The following is a 23,039-nucleotide window of genomic DNA, read 5'->3' on the forward strand; positions in this document are numbered from 1 at the left end:
AGGGATTCCCTAAGGGGCGTTTGCAGCTATAATGTCTGTGAAGAGTACCCTAAAATACTCCCAACCGGCTTTATAAAGCTGCTGCGGAATCTCCGCTTTGAATGCAGGTAAATCAACGTCGAACGACTCCCAAACGATGGGCGTATAAGTCACGTGCAATTGGATTCCCTGCGAAACAGCCTGGATCTTATATACTGTTTTTTGCGAATCAGTATTATCGTCCGCCGTCCGGTGGGCTTCAAACTGCAAATTGTCTGTGTCACCCTGGGTCTGAGCGACTTCACTTTTATTAACATCAGCATCAATAGAAGTTAAGCTGAACTGAAAAACAGACGTGCATGCCACTACCAAGGCAGCCAGGAGACCCACTGCCAGCGTGATGCTTTTCTTCTTGCTTAATATTTTCAACTGAGTTTTCATGAAGAACCGCAAAAGTAAGGCTTTCCGCCAAACTTCCCAGTAAAGTTGTCGATTTATCAGGGCAATCGCATTTAAAACCATCCTGTCGAAATTCTTCTTTTTTACCCTGGCCCTAAAGGGAAAAGAAGAATTTCAAAGCTGTTTCACCCTTAAGGACAGGGGTAATAAACAGCTTTGAAAGTAAAATCTGGAATTTGTTTTAAATGCGATTGCCCTGGTCGGTTTATGCCTTTCTGTCGGCCAGTTCCATTTTCAGATAAGCAACCACCACCTGTAGTGCCTTCTTAAAATGATGGTTGTTGGGAATTATGATATCGGCCTCATGTTTAAGGGGCTCAATGTACTTTTCGAACGTGGGGGCCACATGCTTTTCATAGCGGTAGAGTACGTCGTCCAAATCATATCCCCTTTCCAGGGCATCTCTGGTTATCCTGCGCTTGAGCATGAGGTAGTTCTTGGCCTCAATAAAAAGCTTGAGATCAAAAAGGCTGGAGAGCTCTTTGTCGTAGAACACGAAAATACCCTCTGCAATAATTATTGGAGATGGCTTAAAGACCAGGTCCTTTGGTGTGACGTTGGGGTTGTTGAAAGTATACTCTTGCCTGTGCACGGTCTTGCCTCTTTTGAGCTCCTCCAGGTCATGCCGAAATTCGTCGAAATCTATCGAAAGAGGGGTGTCGAAATTTTTGACGCCGTTTTCATCAACGGGTTGCGTATCTCTTGACTTATAGTAATTGTCCTGAGAAACGAGGCAGATTTCGCCTTCCTGAAAAATCTCCATCAGGCTGCTGAGAAACAACGTCTTTCCTGAGGCACTGCCTCCAGTCATTCCTACAACGAGCGGTTCTTTCATTTTAGGCTAGCGGACATTTGCTGAAACTTCAAAAAGGCAGCAAAGTTTGCCAGGGCTCTGCCCCGGTGACTTATTGCATTTTTTTCCTTGCTACCCATTTCAGCAAAAGTAAGTGTTTTACCCTCAGGTAAAAAAACCGGATCATAGCCAAAGCCTCCGGCACCTGTTACCTGTGCAGTTATTTCTCCAAATACCTTTCCTTCGAACTGATAAATGCTACCCGCATCAATAAAGGTCATTACGGTTTTGAAATGAGCATTTCTTTGAGGGTTTCCATCAAGCTTACTTAAAAGAAGTGCAATATTGTCTTCTCCACTTCGGTGGTCGCCGGCATACCTTGCAGAAATCACGCCCGGCTCGCCGTCGAGAGAGTCGACCAGTAGTCCTGTATCATCTGCCAGGCAATTGATTTTGTAATGATCCCAAATGTATTGGGCCTTCTGTAGCGAGTTCCCTTCAATAGTTGGCTGCGTTTCCGGGATGTCGTCGGTGCAGCCGATATCAGAAAGGGAGAGAAGTTGATAGCTCTCCCCTAGTATTTCTTTTATCTCCTTTAGCTTGTGCGCATTGTTTGATGCGATGCAAATCTCCTTCATTTCCGGCATTAGCGAATTTGAACCATCTTCAGCTCCCATACGGATGGTGAGTTGGCCGGTATTTGTCCGTAGGCAACCTGTCCAAAGGCCAGCTTTGAAGGCAGGTAAAATACGTATCTATCGTTCAATTTCATTAGCTGGCTTCCCTCCCTAAGGCCGGCCACCAAAAAGGTGTTTTCGAAAACAAATCCACCTCCAAAATTGAATTTATAGGGCACATAGGCAATGGCTGAGTCATAGATATTGTACTTCAAAGCCACGTCAGTGAACGTAGTCTCTATCACGGCGCTATCCATTCTGCTGATGGTAAAGTGCACCGAAACGATGTCATTCTTATTGGGTGCAGGCCCGCTGCCTTCTTCCAGCACTTTGTACCTAAGTCCGCTCTCCGTAGTCTGCACGCCCTCAATGCCGTACTTAGCCAAATATTCATCGATGGCTATGCTGTCCTTTTTGTATTGCGCCTCCACATCAAATACGGGGTCAGGCTCATCTACACTAAGATCGCAGCTCGCAAGTGACGCTGCCAGCGTTGCAACAAACAAAATAACCGCAGCTGTTCTAACTCTAAATATCATCACTTGACTTTATTTATCTTTTGCTATCCAAAACTTCAATCTTAAAAACCAAAACCTGATTGGCCCCTATATCGTCCCCAAAGCCTCTCGTGCCATAGCCAAGATTTGAAGGTATGAGCAATATGGCTTCGCTGCCTACAGGCAACAGCGCCACTCCCTCGTCCCATCCTTTAATTACTTTGCCAACACCAAGGGTAAACTTAAATGCCTCACCGCTATCATAAGAAGAATCAAATTTCTTTCCGCTAAGCAATTTACCTTCGTAGTTTACAGTGACTACTTCGTTCACTCTGGGGAAGGCGCCTGCGCCTTCCCTGGTGATTGTGTACCTGAGTCCACTTGTGGTAGTTTGAACGTTTTTCAGGTCGTTCTTCTTAATGTACTTATCGATAGCATCGTACTGCTCCTGTAGCGTAAGCGGATCATCATCTTTATTACACCCCAACGTCACCAATCCAATCACCACAAGTAAAAGAAGAGAAATTCGCTTTATCATAGACTACATTTGTTCAATCCCAACCAACACTACTTCAAATTTCAAAATTTCGTTAGGCTTAATTGCTCCACCAGCACCTCTCTGGCCATACGCCAGGGAAGACGGCACATAAAGCGTAGCTTCAGCACCTGTATTGAGCAGGGCAATGCCTTCGTCCCAACCTGGAATCACCTGTCCTCTGCCTATCACAAACTGTAGAGGCTCGCCTCTGTCGTATGAAGCATCAAACTTCTCGCCTGCAAGGGTGGTGCCCAGGTAATGCACGTTTACCATGCTTCCGGGAGTCGGAGTTTCGCCGGTGCCCTGCTTTGTGATAACGTAGCGAAGGCCGGACTCAGTGGTTTGAGCAGCAATATTATTGTCAGCCAAATATTTGTCGATGATTTCACCGTCAACTATAATTTGACCTTCAGCCTCCATCTGCATTTTTTCCATTTCAGCTTGCTGTAACGCCATCTGCTCCTCCTGATATTGTTCTTCGCTCATCATATCCACCAGGCTGCAATTGAAGGTGATCTGGCTGCCTCTCTTGATAGAGTCCGGCAACTGAGTTCCGAATGTATCCTCAAATAGTGCTTCGGCGGTCATTTTAAATTGCACACTGTCTCCCTTTTTTAGTTCACGGAACACTTCGTAAAGTACTCCCTGAGTTTGCCAGGCCGAGTCGTTATAAAGCATCGGCAATGGTCGGCCTCCACCGGCTTCCACACTGTTGAATAGCGCATTTCCATTCTCGTTGAGGTACGAAATATGCATGGTAAGAATCTGGCCATCCGCCGGTTTTTCTCCCTCTCCGTTTCGAATGTAAGACACCTCTGCCCCGGATTTCGTTGTAAATTTGTCAGCACCACCACAGGCAATTACCAGAGCTGCCAGTCCCAGCAACCCCGATAGGTTTTTAATTTTATTAAACATGTAAGAATGAAATGTTTTTGTTTAAATCTTCTTTATATAAAGGCAATAAATTCTTGAACTTTTCAACTGTAGCTTCCAGGCTATCCGTGGAGGCTCCTCCTGCTGCATTTTTGTGACCCCCGCCATCAAAATGATCTCTGGCAAACTGATTGACAGAAAAATCTCCCATCGACCTGAAAGACATTTTTACCTTTCCGTCTCTTTCGATGATTGTGGCAGCCATCACCACACCCTTTATTGACAAGGCATAGTTCACAAGCCCCTCAGTATCACCATTCTTTGAGTTGAACTTCTTCAGGTCTTCCTTGCTGATCACAAAATAGGCAACACCAAACTCGGGCAGCACCTGCAACCTTTGACTGAAAGCGAACCCTAAAAACTTCAGTCTGTCAATGGAGTTATTATCGTAAATCAGTTTGCTCACTTTGGTGACATCCGCACCACTGTCTATCAGGTCCGCCACTATTCGGTGAACTCTGGATGAAGTTGAAGGATGCCGAAATGAGCCTGTGTCGGTCATAATGCCTGCATAAAGGCATTCTGCAATATCTTTGTCAATAAGGGATTTGTCTCCAAGTTGCTCGATAAGCTGAAAAACGAGCTCAGCGGTTGCCGCAGCTTCTATCGTCCAAAGGCTGTAATCGGCGAAGTCACCTGGGTTGAGGTGATGATCGATGAGTACCTTCACTGCCTTGGAGGCAGCCACCAGCTCTCCTACTTTTTCAATCCGGGACAGCGTGGAAAAATCGAGGCAGAAAATAATGTCAGCCGCATCGATTAACTTGGCCGAGAGCGTCTCATTTCCATCTTCAAAGTTGATTACAGCGTCATTTCCCTTCATCCAGGCCAAAAACTCCGGGTAATCAGTGGGGGTAATCACATCCACATGATGCCCTTTTGCCAAAAGATAATTCGCCAAACCCAACGAAGAGCCCAATGCATCGGCATCTGGCTTTATATGGGTAGTGATGATTATTCGCTTGGGTTGAAGGAGTAAATCCCTAAACTGGTCAATTTGCTGCATGTAAAATGATACCTTCCGAGGAGAACAGGTAAAATGTGAAGTGCAAAAGTGAGAAGAATATTTTAATTAGAAAAACGCATTCCCGAACGCAAATGGTTAAAGGAGTGCCTATTTAGTGCCAGCGTTCGTTCAAAACAAATTAATCTGCTAACTTTGCGGGCGTTTTGAAAACCCTTTCTAATATATAATCAAAAATGGCAGGATCAATTACCTTTTCAATGATTAAGCCTGACGCTTACGGCGCAGGAAACTCCGGCGCAATCCTAAAAATGATTGAGGAAGCTGGGTTTACTATTAAAGCAATGAAGCTAACTAAGCTGACTCCCGAGGTGGCTGGTAAGTTCTACGAAGTGCATAAGGAACGTCCTTTTTATGGTGAACTTTGTGCCTACATGTCTTCAGCACCAATAATTGCCCTAGTGCTTCAAAAAGCCAATGCAGTAGAAGAGTTTCGCAAACTTATTGGTGCCACCGACCCTACCAAGGCTGCTGAAGGAACCATCCGCAAGATTTTTGCTAAGTCAATTGAGGCAAATGCTGTGCATGGATCAGACTCAGACGAGAATGCTGCCATTGAAGCTGGCTTCTTTTTCTCTCAGTTCGAGAGGGTTTAAGAAAGATTAGCCAAAGCGAGCCACAGAGCCATGAAGCATTTCATGGCTTTTTTTTATTCTTCAGGCAGCACCACCACTTCTTCGCCTTCAAGTTTTTCAATCCAAAAGTTGTTAAATCCTTCGCCAATGAAAATGGTGATCATTCTCATTTGCAGCAGCTCCAGAATGGCAAGAAAGTTAAATATCACTGCGATTTTCGTTGGCATATCTTCCATTACATTAGCAAACGACACCCGGCCAGCATCACCCAGTTTATTCATGATGAAGTCCCTTTGACTGGAAATGGTGAATGGGTATTGCACCACATTGTGTATCGGTTTTTTCTGCTCGTACTCAAACCTCTCCAACACCCGCATATACACTTTCAGCAGCTTATAAAGGTCAATATCCTGCAACTCGGCTTCCACATTGTTTATTTCTGACAGCGACCTGAGCTCTTTTTCAAGATTCCCCCTCATTTCTCTGTCCAATCTGTCTGCCTCCATTTTCGAGAGCTCCTCCACCACCGACTTGTACTTCTTGTACTCCAGCAGGTGTTTAACAAGCTCCTCTCTTGGGTCAATTTCATTGCCTAGCTCGTCCAGCACTGGCCTGGGTAGCAGCATCTTTGCCTTTATGCGCATCAACGTAGCTGCTACTAATATAAACTCACTGGCCACCTCAATATTCATTGACTCGAGGTGCTGCAGGTAGTCAAGAAAGTCGGCCGTAATTTTAGAAATGGGAATGTCATGAATATCCAGCTCGTCTCTTTCAATGAAGAACAAGAGCAGGTCAAACGGCCCTTCGAACAATGCCAATTTGATTTCAAACTTTGAAGAATCTGTTTGTGAGATATCCATTTTCTGTAAGGTAGCATCAAATTTACCAACTCAGTAAATAATAGTAAGCCTTTAGCCAAAAAAATGTACCTTTGCCACCTCGATTGACTCATAAAGAGAAAAAAGTTATAATAAACATTTAAGGAACTGGTTAGTTGATTACCTTATATCACAACCTGCGAATAGTATGCTGATACAGCCCGGCGAGCTTCTTTCCACTATCAATTACCCTTCTGACGTCAGAAAACTTGATCCATCACAGCTAGTGCAGCTAGCGGATGAATTACGTCAATTCATTGTCGACAATGTGTCAGTATATGGTGGGCATTTTGGAGCCAGCCTTGGCGTTGTGGAGCTTACCGTCGCCCTTCACTATGCATTTAATACGCCAAATGATCAGCTGGTTTGGGACGTGGGGCATCAGGCATACGGGCATAAAATTCTCACAGGAAGAAAGGAGGTATTCCACACCAACCGTTTTTATGGTGGGATATCCGGCTTCCCCAAAAGAAAGGAAAGTGAATATGACGCCTTTGGGGTAGGTCACTCTTCAACATCTATTTCTGCGGCGCTTGGGATGGCAGTGGCTTCCCACTACAAAAAAGAAAAGCAGAAGCAACATGTAGCTGTAATAGGCGACGGTGCCCTTACTGGTGGAATGGCCTTCGAAGCCATGAACCATGCGGGTGTAGCCAACAGCAACCTGCTGATAGTGTTGAACGACAATTGCATGTCGATAGACCCCAATGTGGGCGCACTAAAGGATTACCTTACTGACATCACCACCTCCCACACCTACAACAAGGTGAAGGATGAAGTGTGGAACATCCTCGGAAAAATCAGCAAGTTTGGGCCAAATGCGCAGGAAATTGCTTCCAAGGTAGAAAACAGTGTAAAGGGCTTTTTGATAAAGAGCAGCAACCTCTTTGAATCCCTCAACTTAAGATATTTTGGGCCGGTAGACGGCCACGACGTTACGCATCTGGCACAGATTTTTAATGACCTGAAAGACATTCCCGGGCCTAAGATTCTGCATTGCGTAACAGTGAAAGGCAAGGGCTTCGCTTTAGCGGAAAAAGACCAAACAAAATGGCATGCGCCGGGTAAGTTCGATAAGCTGACAGGAGAGATTCACAAGAAAGTTTATGATGCGCCACAACCGCCCAAGTATCAGGACGTGTTTGGACATACACTTGTTGAGCTGGCCGAAAAGAACGAAAAGATAATGGGGATCACCCCAGCGATGCCCTCTGGCTCCTCTATGAACATCATGATGAAAGCCATGCCAGACAGGGCTTTTGATGTAGGCATTGCCGAGCAGCATGCGGTCACTTTCTCTGCCGGCCTGGCTACGCAGGGGTTAACACCGTTCTGTAATATCTACAGCACATTTATGCAACGTGCTTACGACCAGGTGATCCACGATGTATGCCTTCAAAATCTGCCGGTGGTATTCTGCCTCGACAGGGCCGGCTTTTCAGGAGCTGACGGGCCCACCCACCATGGGGCTTACGATATTGCTTTCATGCGCTGCATCCCTAATATGATCGTTTCCTCACCAATGAATGAGGAGGAGCTTCGAAACCTGATGTATACCGCCCAGCTGCAAAAAGAAGGTGCATTCACTATCAGGTATCCAAGAGGCAACGGGGTAATGCCCAATTGGAAGACCCCTTTCAAAGAAATACCAATTGGCCAGGGCAGAAAGCTTAGAGAAGGCGATGACCTGGCTATCCTAACCCTAGGGCACATTGGGAACTATGCCACCGAAGCATGCCATATGTTAGAAGAGGATCATGTGGATGCAGCCCATTACGATATGCGGTTCGTGAAGCCATTGGATGAGGCGATGCTGCACGAGGTCTTCAAAACTCACAAATATGTAATCACAGTCGAAGATGGCTGCCTACAGGGCGGTTTCGGCAGTGCCATCATTGAGTTTATGGCCGACAACGGCTATACAGCCAAAATTGTGCGGCTGGGAATCCCTGACGACGTGATTGAGCACGGAGAACAGCATGAACTGCACCACGAGTGTGGCTTCGATGCGCAAGGGATTTACGACGCAGCTGTCAAACTACTTGAGCCGTCCGGCGTACTAAAATAATCTTACTATATTGGCTCTATGGGCCTATTTGTAAAGAAACTGTCACCAGAAGAGGAACTACCGTCTTCTATCCACCCTCCTGTACTTTTGCTTCACGGTTTTTGTGAGGATCACACCATTTGGGAAAATATGCTGTCGGCTTTTCCTGGCAGAACAATCTATCTTGTCGACCTTCCCGGCTTTGGGAAGAGCAAGGTAGAGCTACCCAACCCACTTTCCATCGATTGGGTGGCTGAGGTTATTTACCGTCAGGTGATTGATCCTGAAAAGATTGAACCGATTGTTGTCGGGCATTCACTGGGAGGCTATGTGGCGCTGGCTATGGCAGAAAAATATGGGAATAGCCTGAAAGGCCTGTGTCTGTTTCACTCCACTGTCTTTGCTGATTCAGGGGAAAAGAAAGCAACAAGAAACAAAGTGATTGATTACGTCACCAAAAGCGGAGTAGAAAGCTTTACCACTGAGTTTGTTCCCGGTCTTTTCCACAGCCTCTTTAGAAGGAAGAATCCGGACATTGTGGAGCAAGTAGTTGGCCTGGCATCAGGAACCAGGCTTGATACCCTGACCGCCTACACTGCTGCCATGCGGGACAGGCCCGAAAGAAGCGAAGTGTTGAAGATGTTTGAGCAGCCAAAGCTCATCATTGCTGGAGAAAAAGACGGGGCTGTGCCATTAGAACAAAGTCTGCTGATGACGGAAATGGTTGGCTCTGATCAATTTGTGCTTTTGGAGGAGACAGCCCACATGGGCATGTACGAACAACCTGAAGCGTGCAAAAAGGCGCTTAGCTCGTTGGCGTAAAAAAAGAAAGGCCACCCCGATGGAGTGGCCCCTGTATTTTACCTAAAAGCAAATTTTAGTCTTCAGATGGCTCTATCTTAACTGTAACAGTAATCGATCTGTTGGTTCCAGAAGTCCCATCAGTTTTGACAACTTTTACAAGACCTTTCTTTGATCCTCTTGCAGAAGCTTGGACAAAAGCAAACACTTTACCAGCCTCAAGGTTATTCACCTTAGAAGCGTCTGCTGCCACTTCGCCATAGGCACTGGCTAGTGCGTCCACATCTCCGATTGCGTCGAATTGTGCAGCAGTCAGGGCAGTTACCTTAAACTTGGTAGCGTTTTTAGTTGGCATTATTGCCGATAGCGCATTGGTAACGTTTAGTGCAGAAGAAAATGCAGTATTTGCGTCGGCATCATCCATTGCAGCAATTGCGTACTTATTAGTGTCGCCATAGAAAAACAAGAAGTCGACGCTGGCTGAATGAGTCTCTCTCGTTTCAGCGTACTTATAAACTTTGTTCTCCTCTGCATCATAAAAGCTTCCTAGCGTTGCATTAGACTGACCACCAATAAGTGTTTCAGTATACACAACTACTTCAACGGGAGCTGCTTCAACGGTAGCTGTAAAAGTTTTTGAAGCTTCCTGCGCCTCATCGTCAACTCCCACAAATTCCCAAGATAGCTCCTTACCAACGTCTTCGGCATCAAACTCATAAGTCACGACAACCGTCCCGACAGTACCTTCCTCAGTAAGTGTCACCGCTGCTTCATCTTTTCCAATAAATTGTGCTGTTCCTGCAACCCCATCAACGGATGGTACAATCTTTAAGGTATTAAACAGCCCTTCTGCGGTAACAACAACTGTGAAGGTAGCTGTCTCACCTTCAACAGCGGAAATCGCAGATCCCGATACTTCAACACCTTCTACTTCTACTTCAATCGAAGGTGCAGTTGGTAGTGGCTCTTCTTCGTCACCACCGCAACTTGCCAAAATGGCTACAGATCCGATTGCACTAAAGAACAATAAATTTCTAAATAGTTTTTTCATGGTTAAATAATTTGAATTGGTTTGCAAGATTATGAATTATATCGTAAAAATTAAAGTTTATACCCAGTTAATACTATTTTTAAATTTTACCAACGTTTTTATCAGGTCAAATGAGATTTTACAAAAAAATTACACTTTGATAACAAACAGAGGCCTAATTGCCCTTAGGGTTAAAAATTTGGGTTGCTAACAACATCTATGCTCCCAATTTATATTGAGGCATTCTAAATAATTATGGTTGGCTTTGGGGTAATGAAATTGAAGAGTCAATAAACTACCCAAAGGTACCAATAACCACATGCAAATTCCATACCTAATAATAGGTATTTCTACTATTGAACCAGATTTTCATCAAAAAGTTGCGAAAGAGAGTGCTATTTCTGCTTTCCGGAAGAAAACCAAACAGCTATGCCTGCCTTTTCGTTTTGCATATTACATTGAGTAGCAGCCCAAAACGACCCGCCCCGACATTCTGATACTTTTGGTTGCCGTCAATTTTTTTTTAATTTTAGCTGTTTATAAGATTGAATAAATGCTGAATTAAATATATTTGTACATTGCAATACTGTAAATGTGCAATTCTCACAACGAAAGAGCTATTTAATTGCCACATAAACCTTACATCGAACAAAACTTACTTTTGAACCTATTAACGTCGAATCGCTATGCAAGAAATTTCACCTAGTCTGCTTGAAGCTTGGAACACCTATGGGAAATATGGGGCTTATGCTTTAGTTGCTATCGGTTTAGTTGTCCTTATTTATCATTTCCTCAGATTAGCTTCTATCGGTGATAAGAAAACTAAATATGACTATATCAACAAAAACGAGATTAACTTTTTGTGGTATGCCTTTCTTCTTATAATCATTGGTGCTGCTTTGTATTCAAATACGCTTGTAGAACAAACAGGTGTTCTTTGGTTCTTCGTAAGGATATTCGTTAGTTCCATGCTTGGTATCATTGCAGGTGTGGTTGTTCAAAATGTACTCAAGTTTTACTACCCCTTCTATATTGAGAAGCGTCTGAAGAAATTGAGATACTCTCCAAGGCTCTCTCCCGATGGCCGCAAGATGAAGCTTCTGAGTGAAGAAGAGGAAGATGAATACCTTGACGAAGGTATGCAGGCTGAAGAACTTGCCTTCTCCGTAGACTATGACGTTTGGATTGATGAAGTGTCAGGTTACGTGAAGATTGAAAAATACAATGGTCGACTTCATGCACTACAGTGCAGCGAGTGTAACTATCAAACCCTCAGAGTGATGAAAGAGGAAGTTACAAGGACGGCTACGAATGATGAAGATGGTGAAATGATGAAATACTATGAGTGCTCTTACTGCGGACATAAGGAGCGTAAGCCATTCAAAATCAACAGACTTAAGCCAGAAGGCGAAGCTGTTTAATCGCTCACTCCGACTTATAAAAAATAAAAGGCCTCAGTTGAGGCCTTTCTTTTTATAGTTTGATGCAAATGTTTTGGGCTTCGGTGAAAAACCGCAGCGACTCGAAACCACCCTCTCTACCCAAACCAGAGTTCTTCATTCCGCCAAAAGGAGTGCGAAGATCCCGCAAAAGCCAGGTATTGACCCATACAATACCAAAATTCAGCTTGTGAGAAACATTGTGTGCTTTCTTCAGGTCAGACGTCCAAATATTTGCCGCCAGGCCATACGATGACTCGTTGCCCAGGCTAATGGCCTGATCGGCCCCTTTAAAAGGTTGAACGGTTACTATTGGCCCAAATATCTCCTCCTGATTTGTCCGGCATGAGTTTGGCAACCCAACAATCACAGTAGGCTGCACAAAATAGCCCCCTTCACATCTGCCAGCAACCATTTCCATGCCGCCGCCACACAAAACATGCCCACCTTCCTGTTTCGCTACCTCCAGATACTGTAGCACCTTCTGTTGATGTTGTTGAGAAATAAGTGCCCCTATCTTTACGTCGCCGTCCAATGGATCGCCCACCTTCAAACCGCCAACCTGTTTTACAAATTCACTCAAAAACTTCTCATAAATACCTTCCTCGACATAAATTCTCGAACCACAGAGGCATATTTCACCCTGATTGGTGAAGGAAGATCGAACAGCGCTCTCAACAGCCAAATCAAATTCACAATCTTCAAAAATGATGGTTGGGTTCTTGCCACCAAGCTCAAGGGATGTCCTTTTAAATGTCTCGGCAGCCATAAGAGCAATCTTTCTTCCAGTGGCAGTTCCTCCTGTAAACGACACGGCTTTGACCTCGCCGTGCTGGACGATGGACTGGCCAACCTTGCCGCCAGCCCCGTGTACAATATTCAGGACGCCAGGAGGCAGCCCGGCCTTTATACAAATTTCTGACAACAGAAAGGCAGTGTAGGGAGTGAGCTCAGAGGGTTTGGCGACCACTGTGTTGCCTACAGCTAACGCCGGCGCTACCTTCCAGGTGAAGAGGTACAAGGGCAGATTCCAGGGAGAAATGCACCCAACCACCCCAAGAGGGCCACGTCGGGTATAATTCAGTGCAACACCGTCCTCCAAATGCGATTCGGAGGCAAATTGGGTTATAGCGTGCCCAAAGAAACGGAAATTAGCTGCTGCCCTGGGAATATCCATGGCATTTGAAAGCCACAGGGGCTTTCCTGTATCGGTTGTTTCAGCAAGAGCAAGCTCTGCCTGGCACAGTTCCACAGCGTCTGCAATTTTAATAAGGTACTGTGACCGCTCCCCGGGAGTGAGGGTAGACCACCCCGGAAATGCTCCTTTTGCTGCGGCTACTGCCTCCTCAACGTCTTCATGGCTACTATCAGGCAACAAACTATAGACTTCGCCCGTCGCCGGATTATAGTTATCCAGATAGTCTTTTGACTTTGGGGTCACCAGCTTTCCGTCGATATAGTTGGCAAACTTCTTCACTTCAATGACGAGTAATAACCAATCGCATTCTTATAGGCAATTCCATCTTCAAAATGCTCCCCACCCCTCTCCCTCATTTCGGCGAGAATTTTCTGATACCAGGAGGCGTTGTCCTGTCCTTGAAAATAGATTGGGTAGCGAGACGGGTCAGGGTGATTCAATGCATAAAAGAAGTCGGCACCAAATGCCAGAAGGTGCTGCGCCCCAAGCTTTGTGCCATGGTCAATGTGATCATACAACACTCCAGGATCGGTGTCGTTGATATAGTTACGCAGAAAATTAATGCCGATCAGTCCACTTTGCCTTATCAGCTCCATAGCAAGCTCATCCGGAAGGTTTCTGACATGGTTGTGAATCTTTCGAAAGTTGGAGTGGCTAGCTAGCACCGGGATATTAAGGCTCCTTTTATCGATATAATTCAGAATGCCGTAAGCCAGCTTGTCACTCGTATGTGCCAAATCAACAGGAATCCTTTTCCCGTCCAGAAAGTCAAGCAGCACTTCACCATCGGCCTTTAGCCCAACATCCGAATAGTTTCCACCGCCAAAACGGTTTTCATAGTGATGAGTCATGATAATATAGGCCAGTGGCCCTGACGAGGCGTCCATTTGCTCCAGCCGAAGTAAGCCTGCGCCGAGGCTCTCGTCCTCTTCACAAAAGGCTGATCCATTTTCTATTGCCAACCATGCGTAGCAGCCAGAGTGGTTCTCCAGTGTCTCCGGAGAAAGTGCACTGCTTGTAAAACGACTAAAAAAACCGTTGGAGAGAATAGGTAGCTCGTCAAAAAGCTTTCGCTGTTTCTCACCAGCCGCACTACTTCCTGCTTTGGTATCGGTGTAGATGGCCATTACCTGAAGTTTAACATTGCCAGCCTTTAAATGCGGTACGGCGGCACCAAATTCCATAGCCTTATCTACCCGGGCACCTGGTACTGACGACAGGTAGGATAGCAAATCGCAATGAAGGTCAACAATAGGCTGCTTCATATCAAATGGAGCCAGTTCTTCCACCATCCACCGGGATGCTTGTGCCGTTAATATAAGCCGCAGCCGGCGTCGCCAAAAAAGCGACCAGCCCCGCAATTTCCTCTGAGGTACCAAAACGCCCCGCAGGTGCCTCCATCTTCATCGACCTGGCCACTTCCTCTTCCGATTTGCCTTCTTTTTCAGCCTTCGATCTGATGAGGGAAAAGAGTCTCTCAGTTTCAGTGAAGCCGGGCAACACATTGTTTACCGTTATTCCAAAAGGTGCCAACTCAAGTGAGAGCGTTTTTGCCCAGCTTGCTACTGCCCCTCTCACGGTATTGGAAACACCCAAACCGTTGATAGGTATTTTGACTGAGGTGCTTATTACGTTAACGATTCTTCCAAACTTCTTTTCCTTCATCCCCGGTGACAGCTTCTGCACAAGTATGTGGTTGCAATGCAGGTGCGCCTCCATGGCATCAAACACCTGCGAATAATTTGCGTCGAGCAATGGCCCGCCCGGAGGTCCGCCGGTGTTATTGATTAGTATATCGAAGCGAGCTCCCCTGTTGATGGCGGCTGTGACGGCTACCTCAACACTAGAGGGGCTACTGAAGTCGGCCGAAAGGTAATTGTGCGATTGCCCATGTTCAGCAGCCAGGCTAGCGACAATTTTTTTCATGGCCGCCTCATTTCGGGCCAGGAGCGTAACTTCAGCGCCGAGCCTGGCCAGCTCAATGGCACTGGCGAGGCCAATTCCCTGGGTACTGCCACAAACCAACGCTTTCCTTCCTTTTAAATCTAAATCCATAGTTTAGTAACCGTTACCGTTTTTCCCCTGATACTACCTTTTCCTAAATGGGTATTATTCGTTATTTTTAGAAAAATACGAAAACATTATTCGTTTAGCTATGACTATTAAAAGACCCTTCAATTTTAAAGGTTGGATAGATGAAAATCGACATTTGTTAAAGCCTCCGGTAGGAAACCAGCAAGTTTATAAAGGAAACGATGATTTTATAGTGATGGTAGTTGGGGGGCCCAACTCCCGAAAGGATTATCACTATAATGAAACGGAAGAATTCTTCTATCAGGTGGAAGGAGATATAAAATTGAAAATAATAGAAGATGGGAGGCCGCTTGACCTGATCATTAAGGAGGGAGATATTTTCTTGCTGCCTGCCAGGGTGCCTCACTCACCGCAAAGGCCAGCTAATACTGTGGGGCTGGTAATGGAAGTGTACCGGGGAGAAAAACACAAGGATGGCTTCATGTGGTTTTGTGAAGAGTGTGGTCACAAACTCCATGAGAAGTTTGAGGTGATTACCGACATCGTTTCGCAACTGCCTCCAATCATGGAGGAGTTTTACGAGAGCGAAGAAAAAAGAACCTGTGGCAACTGCGGCACTGTGATGGAGCCACCAACAAGAACCTAACTTTGTGTTTACGTGGATACTGATTTCAAAATAGACATACACACGCATATTCTCCCGGAGAAATGGCCGGATTTGAAGGAAAAGTATGGCTATGGCGGGTGGATCAGGCTTGAGCACCACAAGCCTTGCTGCGCCCGTATGATGATCGACAATAAGTTTTTCAGGGAGGTAGAAGACAATACATGGGATCCGGCGAGGAGAATTCATGAATGTGACCAGCATGGAGTGGGTGTGCAGGTGCTGTCGACTGTGCCAGTTATGTTTAACTACTGGGCCAAGGCAGAAGATGCTCACGATCTTTCGATGCTGCTAAACGATCACATCGCTTCCATTGTGCAGGAATATCCCGACAGATATATCGGTCTCGGCACCCTGCCTTTGCAGGACACCAGGCTCGCAGTGAAGGAGCTGGAAAGGTGCGTGAAGCAACTGGGCTTGCATGGGATTGAGATAGGCACACACGTAAATAAGCTCAACCTGGACGCAGAAGAGCTTTTCCCCGTTTTTCAGGCAGCAGAAGAGCTGGGAGCTTCGGTATTTGTTCATCCATGGGACATGATGGGCAAAGAGGACATGCCAAAGTATTGGCTGCCATGGCTTGTAGGAATGCCGGCAGAGACCTCCAGGGCCATTTGCTCACTTATTTTCGGGGGAGTTTTCGAAAGGCTTCCAAACCTTAGAATAGCCTTTGCCCACGGAGGGGGTTCATTTCCCTCAACCATTGGCAGAATTGAGCATGGCTTCAATGTGCGTCCTGACCTTTGTGCTGTTGACAACCCAGTTAACCCGAGAAATTATATAGGTAAATTTTACCTCGACTCGCTGGTTTATGATCAAATGGCTTTGGACATGCTGGTGAAGCTGGTCGGAGAGGATCACATTGTTCTGGGATCGGACTATCCGTTCCCCCTGGGTGAGCACGAGCCTGGAAAACTTATACAGTCAATGCCGTATTCGAAGAGCACCCGGCAGAAGTTACTTCACAAAAACGCCCTCAACTGGCTGGGAATCCATCAGAACAAACTGGCCAAGGCGTGAAAATTAGCTGCTCTCATCACTCCAACCTGCCTAATTTACCTATTTTTGCCTTTGGCAGGTGCTAAAAGGAGGCTGACTTCAAACCTTCAGGCGTTACTGCTCATTGCGAGGACGGCGCATTGACCATAGATTTTATCGACAACTTTAGCCAAACAATACATGAGCATCCCTTATAAACATTCTCTTAGCTTCGCCCGGGAGCTCGACGAGAGTGATCCTATGAATTCGTTCCGTCCTCTGTTCAAAATCCCTCAAAGAAATGGAAAGGATTGTATCTACTTCTGCGGCAATTCACTTGGCCTCCAGCCAAAAGCTGCAACCAACAGCATAGCAGAGCAAATGGATAATTGGGCACATTTTGCGGTAGAAGGTCACTTTGAGGGAGCGACACCCTGGATGACCTATCACAAACAAGCCAGGAAAACGTTGAGCCGCCTCGTTGGGGCGAAAGAGCACGAAGTCGTGGCGATGAACAGCTTAACGGTGAACCTGCACCTGCTGCTTGTCACCTTTTACCAGCCTAAAGGGAAGCGAAGAAAAATTCTGATGGAGAAGGGTGCCTTTCCATCCGACCAATATGCCCTGGAAAGCCATTTGAAATGGTATGGCTACGATCCGGAAGAGTGCATCATAGAAGTGGAACCAGATATCGACGCCAACCTTTACTCTACAAATCATATAACAAATGAAATATCGAAGGCCGGAGACGAACTTGCTTTGGTGCTGTTCAGTGGGATACAGTACTATACCGGCCAGCTTTTCGACATGACTGCCCTTACCAAAGCAGCCCATGAGGTCGGAGCGCTGGCGGGCTTTGATTTGGCCCATGCCATGGGGAATGTGCCGATGTTTTTGCATGATGCTGAGGTTGACTTTGCGACCTGGTGTTCTTACAAGTACCTGAATTCCAGTCCGGGAGGCATTTCGGGAATTTATATCCATGAAAAACATGCCGCTAACAAGGAGTTGAATCGCTTTGGGGGATGGTGGGGACATAATGAACAGGAGCGGTTCAAGATGAAAAAAGGGTTCGACCCAACACCCAATGCCGACGGGTGGCAATTAAGTAATGCCCCAGTTTTATTGCTGGCGGCGCATATGGCCTCGCTGGATATTTTTGAAAAAGCAGGCATTGATAAGCTGAGAAAGAAGAGTGTGGCCCTCACCGGCTTTTTGGAGTTTCTGCTCAGGGAGCTTAATGAGGACGACGAAACTGTTCAAATTATTACACCTTCCAATCCTGAAGAAAGAGGTAGCCAGTTGAGTTTATTCATTACGAACGGGAACAAAGAGGTTTTCAACGCTATCCAAAGAAGGGGAGTTATTGCAGACTGGCGTGAGCCGAATGTCATAAGAATTGCTCCCGCTCCACTATACAATACCTTTGAGGAGGTCTTTCAGTTTGTGGAAATTCTTAAAGAAGAACTTTTAAAGTTAGCATCAATAAAACATGGCTAAAGAAAAAATACTGATCCTGGGTGCGGGGCTGGTTGGTTCGCTGCTGTCCATTTTTTTAGCTAAGAAGGGTTTCAAAGTTGAAGTTTTTGAAAAACGCCCTGATCCAAGAAAAAATGATGTGCTGGGAGGAAGATCTATCAATCTGGCTTTAAGCGACAGGGGCTTGCTGGCTTTGGAAAAGGCAGGGGTCACCAAAAATCTCGACAAGGTGATGTTGCCTATGCATGGTCGTATGATTCACCAGTTGGACTCACAGGTTCATTTTCAGCCTTACGGAAAGGCCAACCAGGCTATCAACTCGGTATCGAGGGGTTTGCTGAATGAATACCTTATTGGTGAAGCAGAAGGTGCCGGTGCTTCCTTCAGGTTCGGACACAAATGTGAGCAGGCCGATATCGATGACTCTGTACTTTCCTTCTCAACGGGTGGGAAAACAAAGGAGTATCGTGGTGACGTTATTATTGGAGCTGACGGTGCCTATTCTGTTCTAAGAGCCTCCTTTTTACATTCCGACAGATTCAACTTTTCGCAAGACTACCTGCCACATGGGTACAAAGAGTTAAACATTCCTGCAGGGAAAAATGGGGAGTTCCAGATTGACCCCAATGCCCTCCACATTTGGCCAAGGGGCAAATTCATGCTCATTGCCCTGCCCAACATCGACAAGAGCTTTACTTGTACGCTCTTTCTTCCATTTGAAGGGGCCTCCTCTTTTGACGCATTAAATACACCAGAAAAAGTGGGTGCTTTCTTTTCAGAAGTTTTCCCTGATACGCTACCGGTTATTCCCAATCTCACCGATCAGTTTTTCACCAACCCCACCTCCTCGCTGGTCACCATTCAATGCTACCCGTGGGGTAAAAAAAGAAGCCTGCTGCTTGGTGATGCCTCCCATGCCATTGTTCCTTTCTTTGGGCAGGGGATGAATGCAGGCTTTGAAGACTGTCGGATACTGGATGAGATCATAGATGCTGAATACCCAAACTGGGAAACAGTGTTTCAATCTTTCGAAAAGGAACGCAAGCCAAATACTGATGCCATAGCCAAGCTTGCTAATGACAACTTTATTGAGATGCGGGACAAGGTAGCGGATGCGGGCTTTATCTGGCAGAAAAAGCTGGAAGCGAGGATTCACGAAAAATATCCTGACAAATGGACACCGCTTTACACCATGGTGACGTTTTCGAACATGCCTTACAGCAAGGCACTTGAGCGTGGCAACAGGCAGGAGTCGATTATGCGTAAAATAAGGGAGGTGTACCCAATGAGCACACCTCCGGAAGCTATCGACCTGGAAAAAATCGTTGGTTGGCTGGACTAGTTATTTAAATCCAGCCTGCTTGACAGTTCGTCAATCAATTTTTGCTCAGCACCTGAAATCCCGTCCGTAGCATTGGCAAACAGATACATTGATTCCAGTACCAAATCCTTTGCTGTTGGGTCTTCCTTAAGGAAGTCATTCAGTGCATTAATAAATTTCTTTCTCCAGCGTTCGCTATTGTCAATCAGGTAGCGAAACTCTGTTTTGTACACATCGGAAAGGGATTCGACTTCGTCGGGGCTAGCTGCCAGGTTCTTGCCTAAATTTTCGGCAGCCCTTAGCACAGCATCCCATTCCTCTTTGTCCAACACCCCATCGCTCATAGAAACCAGAAGCGAAGGAAACATTTGAACCAAATAAGTAAATTGCTCAAGAGTAAGCTTGGCAGGGCGGTACCTCTGGTATTCCTGCTGTAATCGGTCGATGGCGTAAGACATGGTGTCGTTAATTGCGTTCATTTTAAGTAGAAATCTAACTGCTGGTTGTCTTTACATCATCGATTAATACGCCTTACAAAATAAAGGTAACCAATTTTTAGAAACTATCTTATAAAAAATATAATTTTTTTTAGTAAAATTTTCCTGTGCGAAAAAATTGTGCTTAGAGAATAACCTAAGCCTGACTTTAATGTTACTAAGAAAATACATTTAATGGAAAAAACCGTCGGAATTATTGGAGCGGGTATAGCAGGCATGGCTGCGGGTATCAGGTTGGCTAACAAAGGATATCAGGTTTCAATTTTTGAAGGAAACGATTATCCGGGAGGTAAATTGACTCAACTCAGGCTTGGGAAATATAGATTTGATGCTGGCCCTTCCCTATTTACAATGCCACATTTTGTTGATGAGTTATTCAAAATATCAAAAAAAGATCCGAAAAATCACTTCGCCTACAAGCGACTCTCAACCACCGCTAATTATTTCTTCGATGACGGGATTTCTCTGAAGGCCTCTGCTAACCCACAACTACTGGCCACAGAGCTCGAGGAAAAGCTGGGAGAGCCAGCCGCAAACACACTGGCAGCTCTCAAGCACAGCTCATTTTTGTACGAGCACCTGGCCGACCTCTTTATTCACAGGTCGTTACACGATGTAAACACGTTTTTCAATAAGCAGGCACTTAAGGCTTACAAAGTGCTGCACAAGCTTGACCTTTTCAGAACAATGCACGCTGCCAACCGACAAAGGTTCGCCAGGGACAAAACCACGCAACTATTCAACAGGTATGCGACCTACAATGGCTCCAGTCCATATTTAACGCCTGCTACGATGAATATCATTCCCCACCTGGAGTTTGGTGTTGGTGCATTCATCCCAGAAAAAGGCATGCACCAAATCACAGAAAGTCTTTTCACCCTTGCGAAAGAGGGTGGTGTGGAGTTTTGTTTCAATAGCTCAGTTGAGAAAATCAATCTGAAGAGCGGCATGGTAACTGGACTCCGAGTCAACGGCCAGGATCATCCATTTGACAACATAGTCAGCAATATGGACATGGTGGCGACCTACAAGCGCTTGCTGCCGGACACAAAAGCACCAGCCAGGCTTTTGAACCAGCCAAAATCCAGCTCAGCCCTTATCTTCTACTGGGGAATTAAAAAGAATTTTAAGCAACTCGATCTCCACAATATTTTCTTTAGCAGTGACTATAAAAAGGAGTTTGATAATATATTCTCCAAGGGAGACATTTATGCCGACCCTACAGTATATGTAAACATTACATCAAAAGAAGTGAGCGGCGATGCGCCAACCGGTTGCGAAAACTGGTTTGTGATGATCAACGTCCCTCACAATTCAGGGCAAGATTGGGGGCTGCTGAAAACCCAGGCTAAGGAACATATCCTTACAAAGCTTTCCAAGGTTTTGAAGACCGACATATCGGAACTGATTGAAGAAGAAGCAGTGCTTGACCCCATCAGCATTGAGTCAAAAACATCTTCCTCGCAAGGAGCCCTGTATGGCAACAGCTCTAACAATAGGTTTGCTGCCTTTCTCCGTCATCCCAACAGAAGCCGGAGGGTGAAAAATCTTTATTTCTGCGGAGGAAGCGTACACCCAGGAGGTGGCATTCCGCTGTGTCTATCGTCTGCCAAGATTGTGGCAAGCTATTTTCCAGACCTACACTGAAATCATTTGAGAATACTGATCGAACAGAGACAAGATGTCGGCAACGTAATTGACCGGTTCGGCTCCACGACAATAACCAAATTCGGCTACAGGGTCATTAAAATAATTCGGTTCTGATTTTTTCAGAAGATACTCCGAAACATCGTTCCAGCTAGTAGCATCTCCATGATACTTCTCAGTGAGCTTAACCGCATCTATCACATGGCCCTGGCCAACATTATACGATGCCAATACAAACTTTATCCGCTCCTTTTTATCGGGAATGCGCTTAGTCCACAATTTATCCAGCCATAGCAAGTACTTAACTCCTGCGTTGATACTCTGAGTGGGATCTGTCAGGTCTTTTGCTCCATAAAGCTCGCCAGTGTCAGGCACCAACTGCATGAGTCCGACAGCTCCTGCCCACGATCTCGCTTTGGGTTTGAACTGAGACTCCTTAAATACCATTGCAGCCAGCAGCTTCCAATCCCAGCCCAGTTCATGAGAAGCTGCTTTAATTTCCTCATCGTAAGGAGAAATGGTGTTGCTGTTCAGGTTAGAAAAGTCACTTTGAGCCAGCAATGTATATGTCTTCGTGTTCTTGAAATACCGGTTATAAATAACATAGTAATCGGCCGTTTTCCGCATACCATCGATCCAAAGGTTCAAAGACTCCTGTAGTTGGCTTGCGTTTTTTCTTATACCCCAGGCTATTTGCTGCGGCAGGCTAATAGCGGTATTAACGTCGAGAATAGGAAAATAGGTGGCGTTGAGCAGGGCAACATTCTCCTCTGCCACCGTGTATTGAATTTTGCCTGTGGCCACCTCATGGATCAGGTTCTCAGTTGTCTGCTCAGCAGAAGCAGGAACAAGCAGGATGTCACCTCCTATTTCATCGCTTAGGTTCTCCAATCTGCTTATGTATGAGGAGCCTTTGCGCACAACGATCTCTTTACCAATCAAATCCACCGGATTCGTCAAAAGCTGGTCTTCTATCTCATGCAGCTTCATCTGGTACCAATTTTCAGGCTTTCGTTGTATAAGCACCAGCCTTACAAGATTGTGGTAATGCGTAAAGGCAATCCTTTCTTTTCGTTCTTTGGTAACAGTAAGGTTGTAAGCCAAAATATCACCCTCACCGCTATTGAGTTTCCTGAAACTTTCCTCCAGGTCCTGAGAAATTATGAACTGTAGCCGCACCCCAATTGACTTGGCATACCTGCGCAGCAGCTCATAATCGTAGCCCATGGGTTGGCCTTTGTAAATAAAGTAGCTTGTAGAACTGTTTTCAATGATGACCTTCAAAACACCCCGGGCCTTAATCTTGTCAAGGTCGAGGTTGACTACTTCTTCGGTCGCTTTCTTATTCTTTTCAATGGCTTTCGAATCAGAAGAAGTCCTGCCGCATCCTGCAAAAAGACACAGGGAGAAGCAAAGGAGCAATCGATAGCGAATGCTAAATGTGGGGAGACACAACAGCGTTATCAGGGTACGTTTGCAAAGAAACATATCCTAAAATAGGCTTTTTTTGGTAAAAAACTAGTTTTGATTTCTAAAGACACGGGACGG

23 protein-coding genes are annotated in these 23,039 nt (G+C 45.6%); 9 read left to right on the forward strand and 14 right to left on the reverse strand.

Going from position 1 to position 23,039, the window contains the following annotated elements; translation table 11 throughout:
* Positions 1 to 9: 9 nt before the first annotated feature.
* From RIF36_RS05685 to RIF36_RS05715, 7 genes are all read right to left on the reverse strand, one after another.
* Positions 10 to 420 carry a hypothetical protein gene (locus tag RIF36_RS05685; protein ID WP_350126139.1) on the reverse strand — a complete coding sequence of 137 codons (411 nt, stop codon included), beginning with the start codon at positions 418 to 420 and terminating at the stop codon, positions 10 to 12.
* A gap of 223 nt (positions 421 to 643) precedes the next feature.
* Complete coding sequence (gene udk / locus RIF36_RS05690; RefSeq protein WP_350126142.1) at positions 644 to 1,273, reverse strand: uridine kinase; 630 nt, start codon at positions 1,271 to 1,273, stop codon at positions 644 to 646.
* Positions 1,270 to 1,908 carry an RdgB/HAM1 family non-canonical purine NTP pyrophosphatase gene (rdgB, locus tag RIF36_RS05695; protein ID WP_350126145.1) on the reverse strand — a complete coding sequence of 213 codons (639 nt, stop codon included), beginning with the start codon at positions 1,906 to 1,908 and terminating at the stop codon, positions 1,270 to 1,272. The genes udk and rdgB overlap by 4 nt, the downstream gene beginning before the upstream one ends.
* On the reverse strand, positions 1,878 to 2,447 hold the full coding sequence (locus tag RIF36_RS05700) for an FKBP-type peptidyl-prolyl cis-trans isomerase (protein ID WP_350126148.1): 570 nt from the start codon (positions 2,445 to 2,447) through the stop codon (positions 1,878 to 1,880). The genes rdgB and RIF36_RS05700 overlap by 31 nt, the downstream gene beginning before the upstream one ends.
* Before the next feature lie 13 nt (positions 2,448 to 2,460).
* On the reverse strand, positions 2,461 to 2,943 hold the full coding sequence (locus tag RIF36_RS05705; protein WP_350126151.1) for an FKBP-type peptidyl-prolyl cis-trans isomerase: 483 nt from the start codon (positions 2,941 to 2,943) through the stop codon (positions 2,461 to 2,463).
* A 3-nt stretch (positions 2,944 to 2,946) separates the two neighbouring features.
* Positions 2,947 to 3,858, reverse strand: a complete 912-nt coding sequence (locus RIF36_RS05710) for an FKBP-type peptidyl-prolyl cis-trans isomerase (RefSeq protein ID WP_350126153.1) — start codon at positions 3,856 to 3,858, stop codon at positions 2,947 to 2,949.
* Entirely contained in the window at positions 3,851 to 4,882 is a 1,032-nt protein-coding gene (locus RIF36_RS05715) for a DHH family phosphoesterase (protein WP_350126156.1), read from the reverse strand. Before RIF36_RS05715 ends, RIF36_RS05710 begins: the two co-directional genes overlap by 8 nt.
* A gap of 194 nt (positions 4,883 to 5,076) precedes the next feature.
* On the opposite strand from RIF36_RS05715, the gene ndk reads away from it, so the two are divergent.
* Positions 5,077 to 5,496 (forward strand): nucleoside-diphosphate kinase, encoded by a 420-nt coding sequence (ndk, locus tag RIF36_RS05720; protein ID WP_350126159.1) that lies wholly within the window; start codon positions 5,077 to 5,079, stop codon positions 5,494 to 5,496.
* Between the two features lie 53 nt (positions 5,497 to 5,549).
* Here the strand turns inward: ndk and RIF36_RS05725 are convergent, their stop codons facing one another.
* The gene (locus RIF36_RS05725) at positions 5,550 to 6,338 is read right to left on the reverse strand and encodes a segregation and condensation protein A (protein WP_350126161.1); all 789 of its coding nucleotides are present in this window, start codon (positions 6,336 to 6,338) and stop codon (positions 5,550 to 5,552) included.
* A gap of 166 nt (positions 6,339 to 6,504) precedes the next feature.
* On the opposite strand from RIF36_RS05725, the gene dxs reads away from it, so the two are divergent.
* Together dxs and RIF36_RS05735 are read left to right on the forward strand one after the other, a co-directional pair.
* Positions 6,505 to 8,424, forward strand: a complete 1,920-nt coding sequence (gene dxs, locus RIF36_RS05730) for a 1-deoxy-D-xylulose-5-phosphate synthase (RefSeq protein WP_350126164.1) — start codon at positions 6,505 to 6,507, stop codon at positions 8,422 to 8,424.
* A gap of 18 nt (positions 8,425 to 8,442) precedes the next feature.
* Positions 8,443 to 9,225, forward strand: coding sequence for an alpha/beta fold hydrolase (locus RIF36_RS05735; RefSeq protein WP_350126166.1), 783 nt, complete (start codon positions 8,443 to 8,445; stop codon positions 9,223 to 9,225).
* 55 nt (positions 9,226 to 9,280) lie between these two features.
* Here RIF36_RS05735 and RIF36_RS05740 read toward each other — a convergent pair whose 3' ends face one another.
* Entirely contained in the window at positions 9,281 to 10,255 is a 975-nt protein-coding gene (locus RIF36_RS05740) for a hypothetical protein (RefSeq protein WP_350126169.1), read from the reverse strand.
* Between the two features lie 665 nt (positions 10,256 to 10,920).
* Between RIF36_RS05740 and RIF36_RS05745 the strand changes: the two genes are divergently transcribed.
* On the forward strand, positions 10,921 to 11,655 hold the full coding sequence (locus RIF36_RS05745) for a hypothetical protein (protein ID WP_151998066.1): 735 nt from the start codon (positions 10,921 to 10,923) through the stop codon (positions 11,653 to 11,655).
* A gap of 52 nt (positions 11,656 to 11,707) precedes the next feature.
* Here RIF36_RS05745 and RIF36_RS05750 read toward each other — a convergent pair whose 3' ends face one another.
* Genes RIF36_RS05750 through RIF36_RS05760 form a run of 3 tightly spaced genes read right to left on the reverse strand, consistent with a single transcriptional unit; the run spans position 11,708 to position 14,926 of the window.
* Positions 11,708 to 13,150, reverse strand: a complete 1,443-nt coding sequence (locus tag RIF36_RS05750) for an aldehyde dehydrogenase (RefSeq protein ID WP_350126172.1) — start codon at positions 13,148 to 13,150, stop codon at positions 11,708 to 11,710.
* Positions 13,147 to 14,136: a dipeptidase gene (locus RIF36_RS05755; protein WP_350149322.1), complete on the reverse strand. Its 990-nt coding sequence runs from the start codon at positions 14,134 to 14,136 to the stop codon at positions 13,147 to 13,149. The genes RIF36_RS05750 and RIF36_RS05755 overlap by 4 nt, the downstream gene beginning before the upstream one ends.
* A gap of 1 nt (position 14,137) precedes the next feature.
* Entirely contained in the window at positions 14,138 to 14,926 is a 789-nt protein-coding gene (locus RIF36_RS05760; RefSeq protein WP_350126178.1) for an SDR family oxidoreductase, read from the reverse strand.
* Positions 14,927 to 15,026: 100 nt separating this feature from the next.
* On the opposite strand from RIF36_RS05760, the gene RIF36_RS05765 reads away from it, so the two are divergent.
* The 4 genes from RIF36_RS05765 to RIF36_RS05780 all read left to right on the forward strand — a co-directional run bounded on the left by RIF36_RS05765 (position 15,027) and on the right by RIF36_RS05780 (position 19,368).
* Positions 15,027 to 15,551, forward strand: coding sequence for a 3-hydroxyanthranilate 3,4-dioxygenase (locus RIF36_RS05765; RefSeq protein WP_350089002.1), 525 nt, complete (start codon positions 15,027 to 15,029; stop codon positions 15,549 to 15,551).
* A gap of 12 nt (positions 15,552 to 15,563) precedes the next feature.
* Entirely contained in the window at positions 15,564 to 16,589 is a 1,026-nt protein-coding gene (locus tag RIF36_RS05770; RefSeq protein WP_350126180.1) for an amidohydrolase family protein, read from the forward strand.
* A 159-nt stretch (positions 16,590 to 16,748) separates the two neighbouring features.
* The gene (gene kynU, locus RIF36_RS05775; protein ID WP_350126183.1) at positions 16,749 to 18,047 is read left to right on the forward strand and encodes a kynureninase; all 1,299 of its coding nucleotides are present in this window, start codon (positions 16,749 to 16,751) and stop codon (positions 18,045 to 18,047) included.
* Entirely contained in the window at positions 18,040 to 19,368 is a 1,329-nt protein-coding gene (locus RIF36_RS05780; protein WP_350126186.1) for an FAD-dependent oxidoreductase, read from the forward strand. Before kynU ends, RIF36_RS05780 begins: the two co-directional genes overlap by 8 nt.
* Here the strand turns inward: RIF36_RS05780 and RIF36_RS05785 are convergent.
* Positions 19,365 to 19,826, reverse strand: coding sequence for a hypothetical protein (locus RIF36_RS05785; protein ID WP_350126189.1), 462 nt, complete (start codon positions 19,824 to 19,826; stop codon positions 19,365 to 19,367). The genes RIF36_RS05780 and RIF36_RS05785 overlap by 4 nt on opposite strands.
* 192 nt (positions 19,827 to 20,018) lie before the next feature.
* Here RIF36_RS05785 and crtD point away from each other — a divergent pair, with 192 nt between their 5' ends.
* Positions 20,019 to 21,491 (forward strand): 1-hydroxycarotenoid 3,4-desaturase CrtD, encoded by a 1,473-nt coding sequence (gene crtD / locus RIF36_RS05790; protein WP_350126192.1) that lies wholly within the window; start codon positions 20,019 to 20,021, stop codon positions 21,489 to 21,491.
* On the opposite strand, the gene RIF36_RS05795 is transcribed toward crtD, so the two are convergent.
* Complete coding sequence (locus RIF36_RS05795) at positions 21,483 to 22,979, reverse strand: MltF family protein (protein ID WP_350126195.1); 1,497 nt, start codon at positions 22,977 to 22,979, stop codon at positions 21,483 to 21,485. The genes crtD and RIF36_RS05795 overlap by 9 nt on opposite strands.
* Between the last annotated feature and the right edge of the window lie 60 nt (positions 22,980 to 23,039).

It is taken from the genome of Imperialibacter sp., assembly GCF_040222815.1.
Lineage (GTDB): Bacteria > Bacteroidota > Bacteroidia > Cytophagales > Cyclobacteriaceae > Imperialibacter.

Coding starts and splice junctions, on each gene's coding strand:
- RIF36_RS05685 (WP_350126139.1), bottom strand. CDS start 420: ATGAAAACTCAGTTGAAAATATTAAGCAAGAAGAAAAGCATCACGCTG.
- udk (WP_350126142.1), bottom strand. CDS start 1,273: ATGAAAGAACCGCTCGTTGTAGGAATGACTGGAGGCAGTGCCTCAGGA.
- rdgB (WP_350126145.1), bottom strand. CDS start 1,908: ATGGGAGCTGAAGATGGTTCAAATTCGCTAATGCCGGAAATGAAGGAG.
- RIF36_RS05700 (WP_350126148.1), bottom strand. CDS start 2,447: ATGATATTTAGAGTTAGAACAGCTGCGGTTATTTTGTTTGTTGCAACG.
- RIF36_RS05705 (WP_350126151.1), bottom strand. CDS start 2,943: ATGATAAAGCGAATTTCTCTTCTTTTACTTGTGGTGATTGGATTGGTG.
- RIF36_RS05710 (WP_350126153.1), bottom strand. CDS start 3,858: ATGTTTAATAAAATTAAAAACCTATCGGGGTTGCTGGGACTGGCAGCT.
- RIF36_RS05715 (WP_350126156.1), bottom strand. CDS start 4,882: ATGCAGCAAATTGACCAGTTTAGGGATTTACTCCTTCAACCCAAGCGA.
- ndk (WP_350126159.1), top strand. CDS start 5,077: ATGGCAGGATCAATTACCTTTTCAATGATTAAGCCTGACGCTTACGGC.
- RIF36_RS05725 (WP_350126161.1), bottom strand. CDS start 6,338: ATGGATATCTCACAAACAGATTCTTCAAAGTTTGAAATCAAATTGGCA.
- dxs (WP_350126164.1), top strand. CDS start 6,505: ATGCTGATACAGCCCGGCGAGCTTCTTTCCACTATCAATTACCCTTCT.
- RIF36_RS05735 (WP_350126166.1), top strand. CDS start 8,443: ATGGGCCTATTTGTAAAGAAACTGTCACCAGAAGAGGAACTACCGTCT.
- RIF36_RS05740 (WP_350126169.1), bottom strand. CDS start 10,255: ATGAAAAAACTATTTAGAAATTTATTGTTCTTTAGTGCAATCGGATCT.
- RIF36_RS05745 (WP_151998066.1), top strand. CDS start 10,921: ATGCAAGAAATTTCACCTAGTCTGCTTGAAGCTTGGAACACCTATGGG.
- RIF36_RS05755 (WP_350149322.1), bottom strand. CDS start 14,136: ATGAAGCAGCCTATTGTTGACCTTCATTGCGATTTGCTATCCTACCTG.
- RIF36_RS05760 (WP_350126178.1), bottom strand. CDS start 14,926: ATGGATTTAGATTTAAAAGGAAGGAAAGCGTTGGTTTGTGGCAGTACC.
- RIF36_RS05765 (WP_350089002.1), top strand. CDS start 15,027: ATGACTATTAAAAGACCCTTCAATTTTAAAGGTTGGATAGATGAAAAT.
- kynU (WP_350126183.1), top strand. CDS start 16,749: ATGAGCATCCCTTATAAACATTCTCTTAGCTTCGCCCGGGAGCTCGAC.
- RIF36_RS05780 (WP_350126186.1), top strand. CDS start 18,040: ATGGCTAAAGAAAAAATACTGATCCTGGGTGCGGGGCTGGTTGGTTCG.
- RIF36_RS05785 (WP_350126189.1), bottom strand. CDS start 19,826: ATGAACGCAATTAACGACACCATGTCTTACGCCATCGACCGATTACAG.
- crtD (WP_350126192.1), top strand. CDS start 20,019: ATGGAAAAAACCGTCGGAATTATTGGAGCGGGTATAGCAGGCATGGCT.
- RIF36_RS05795 (WP_350126195.1), bottom strand. CDS start 22,979: ATGTTTCTTTGCAAACGTACCCTGATAACGCTGTTGTGTCTCCCCACA.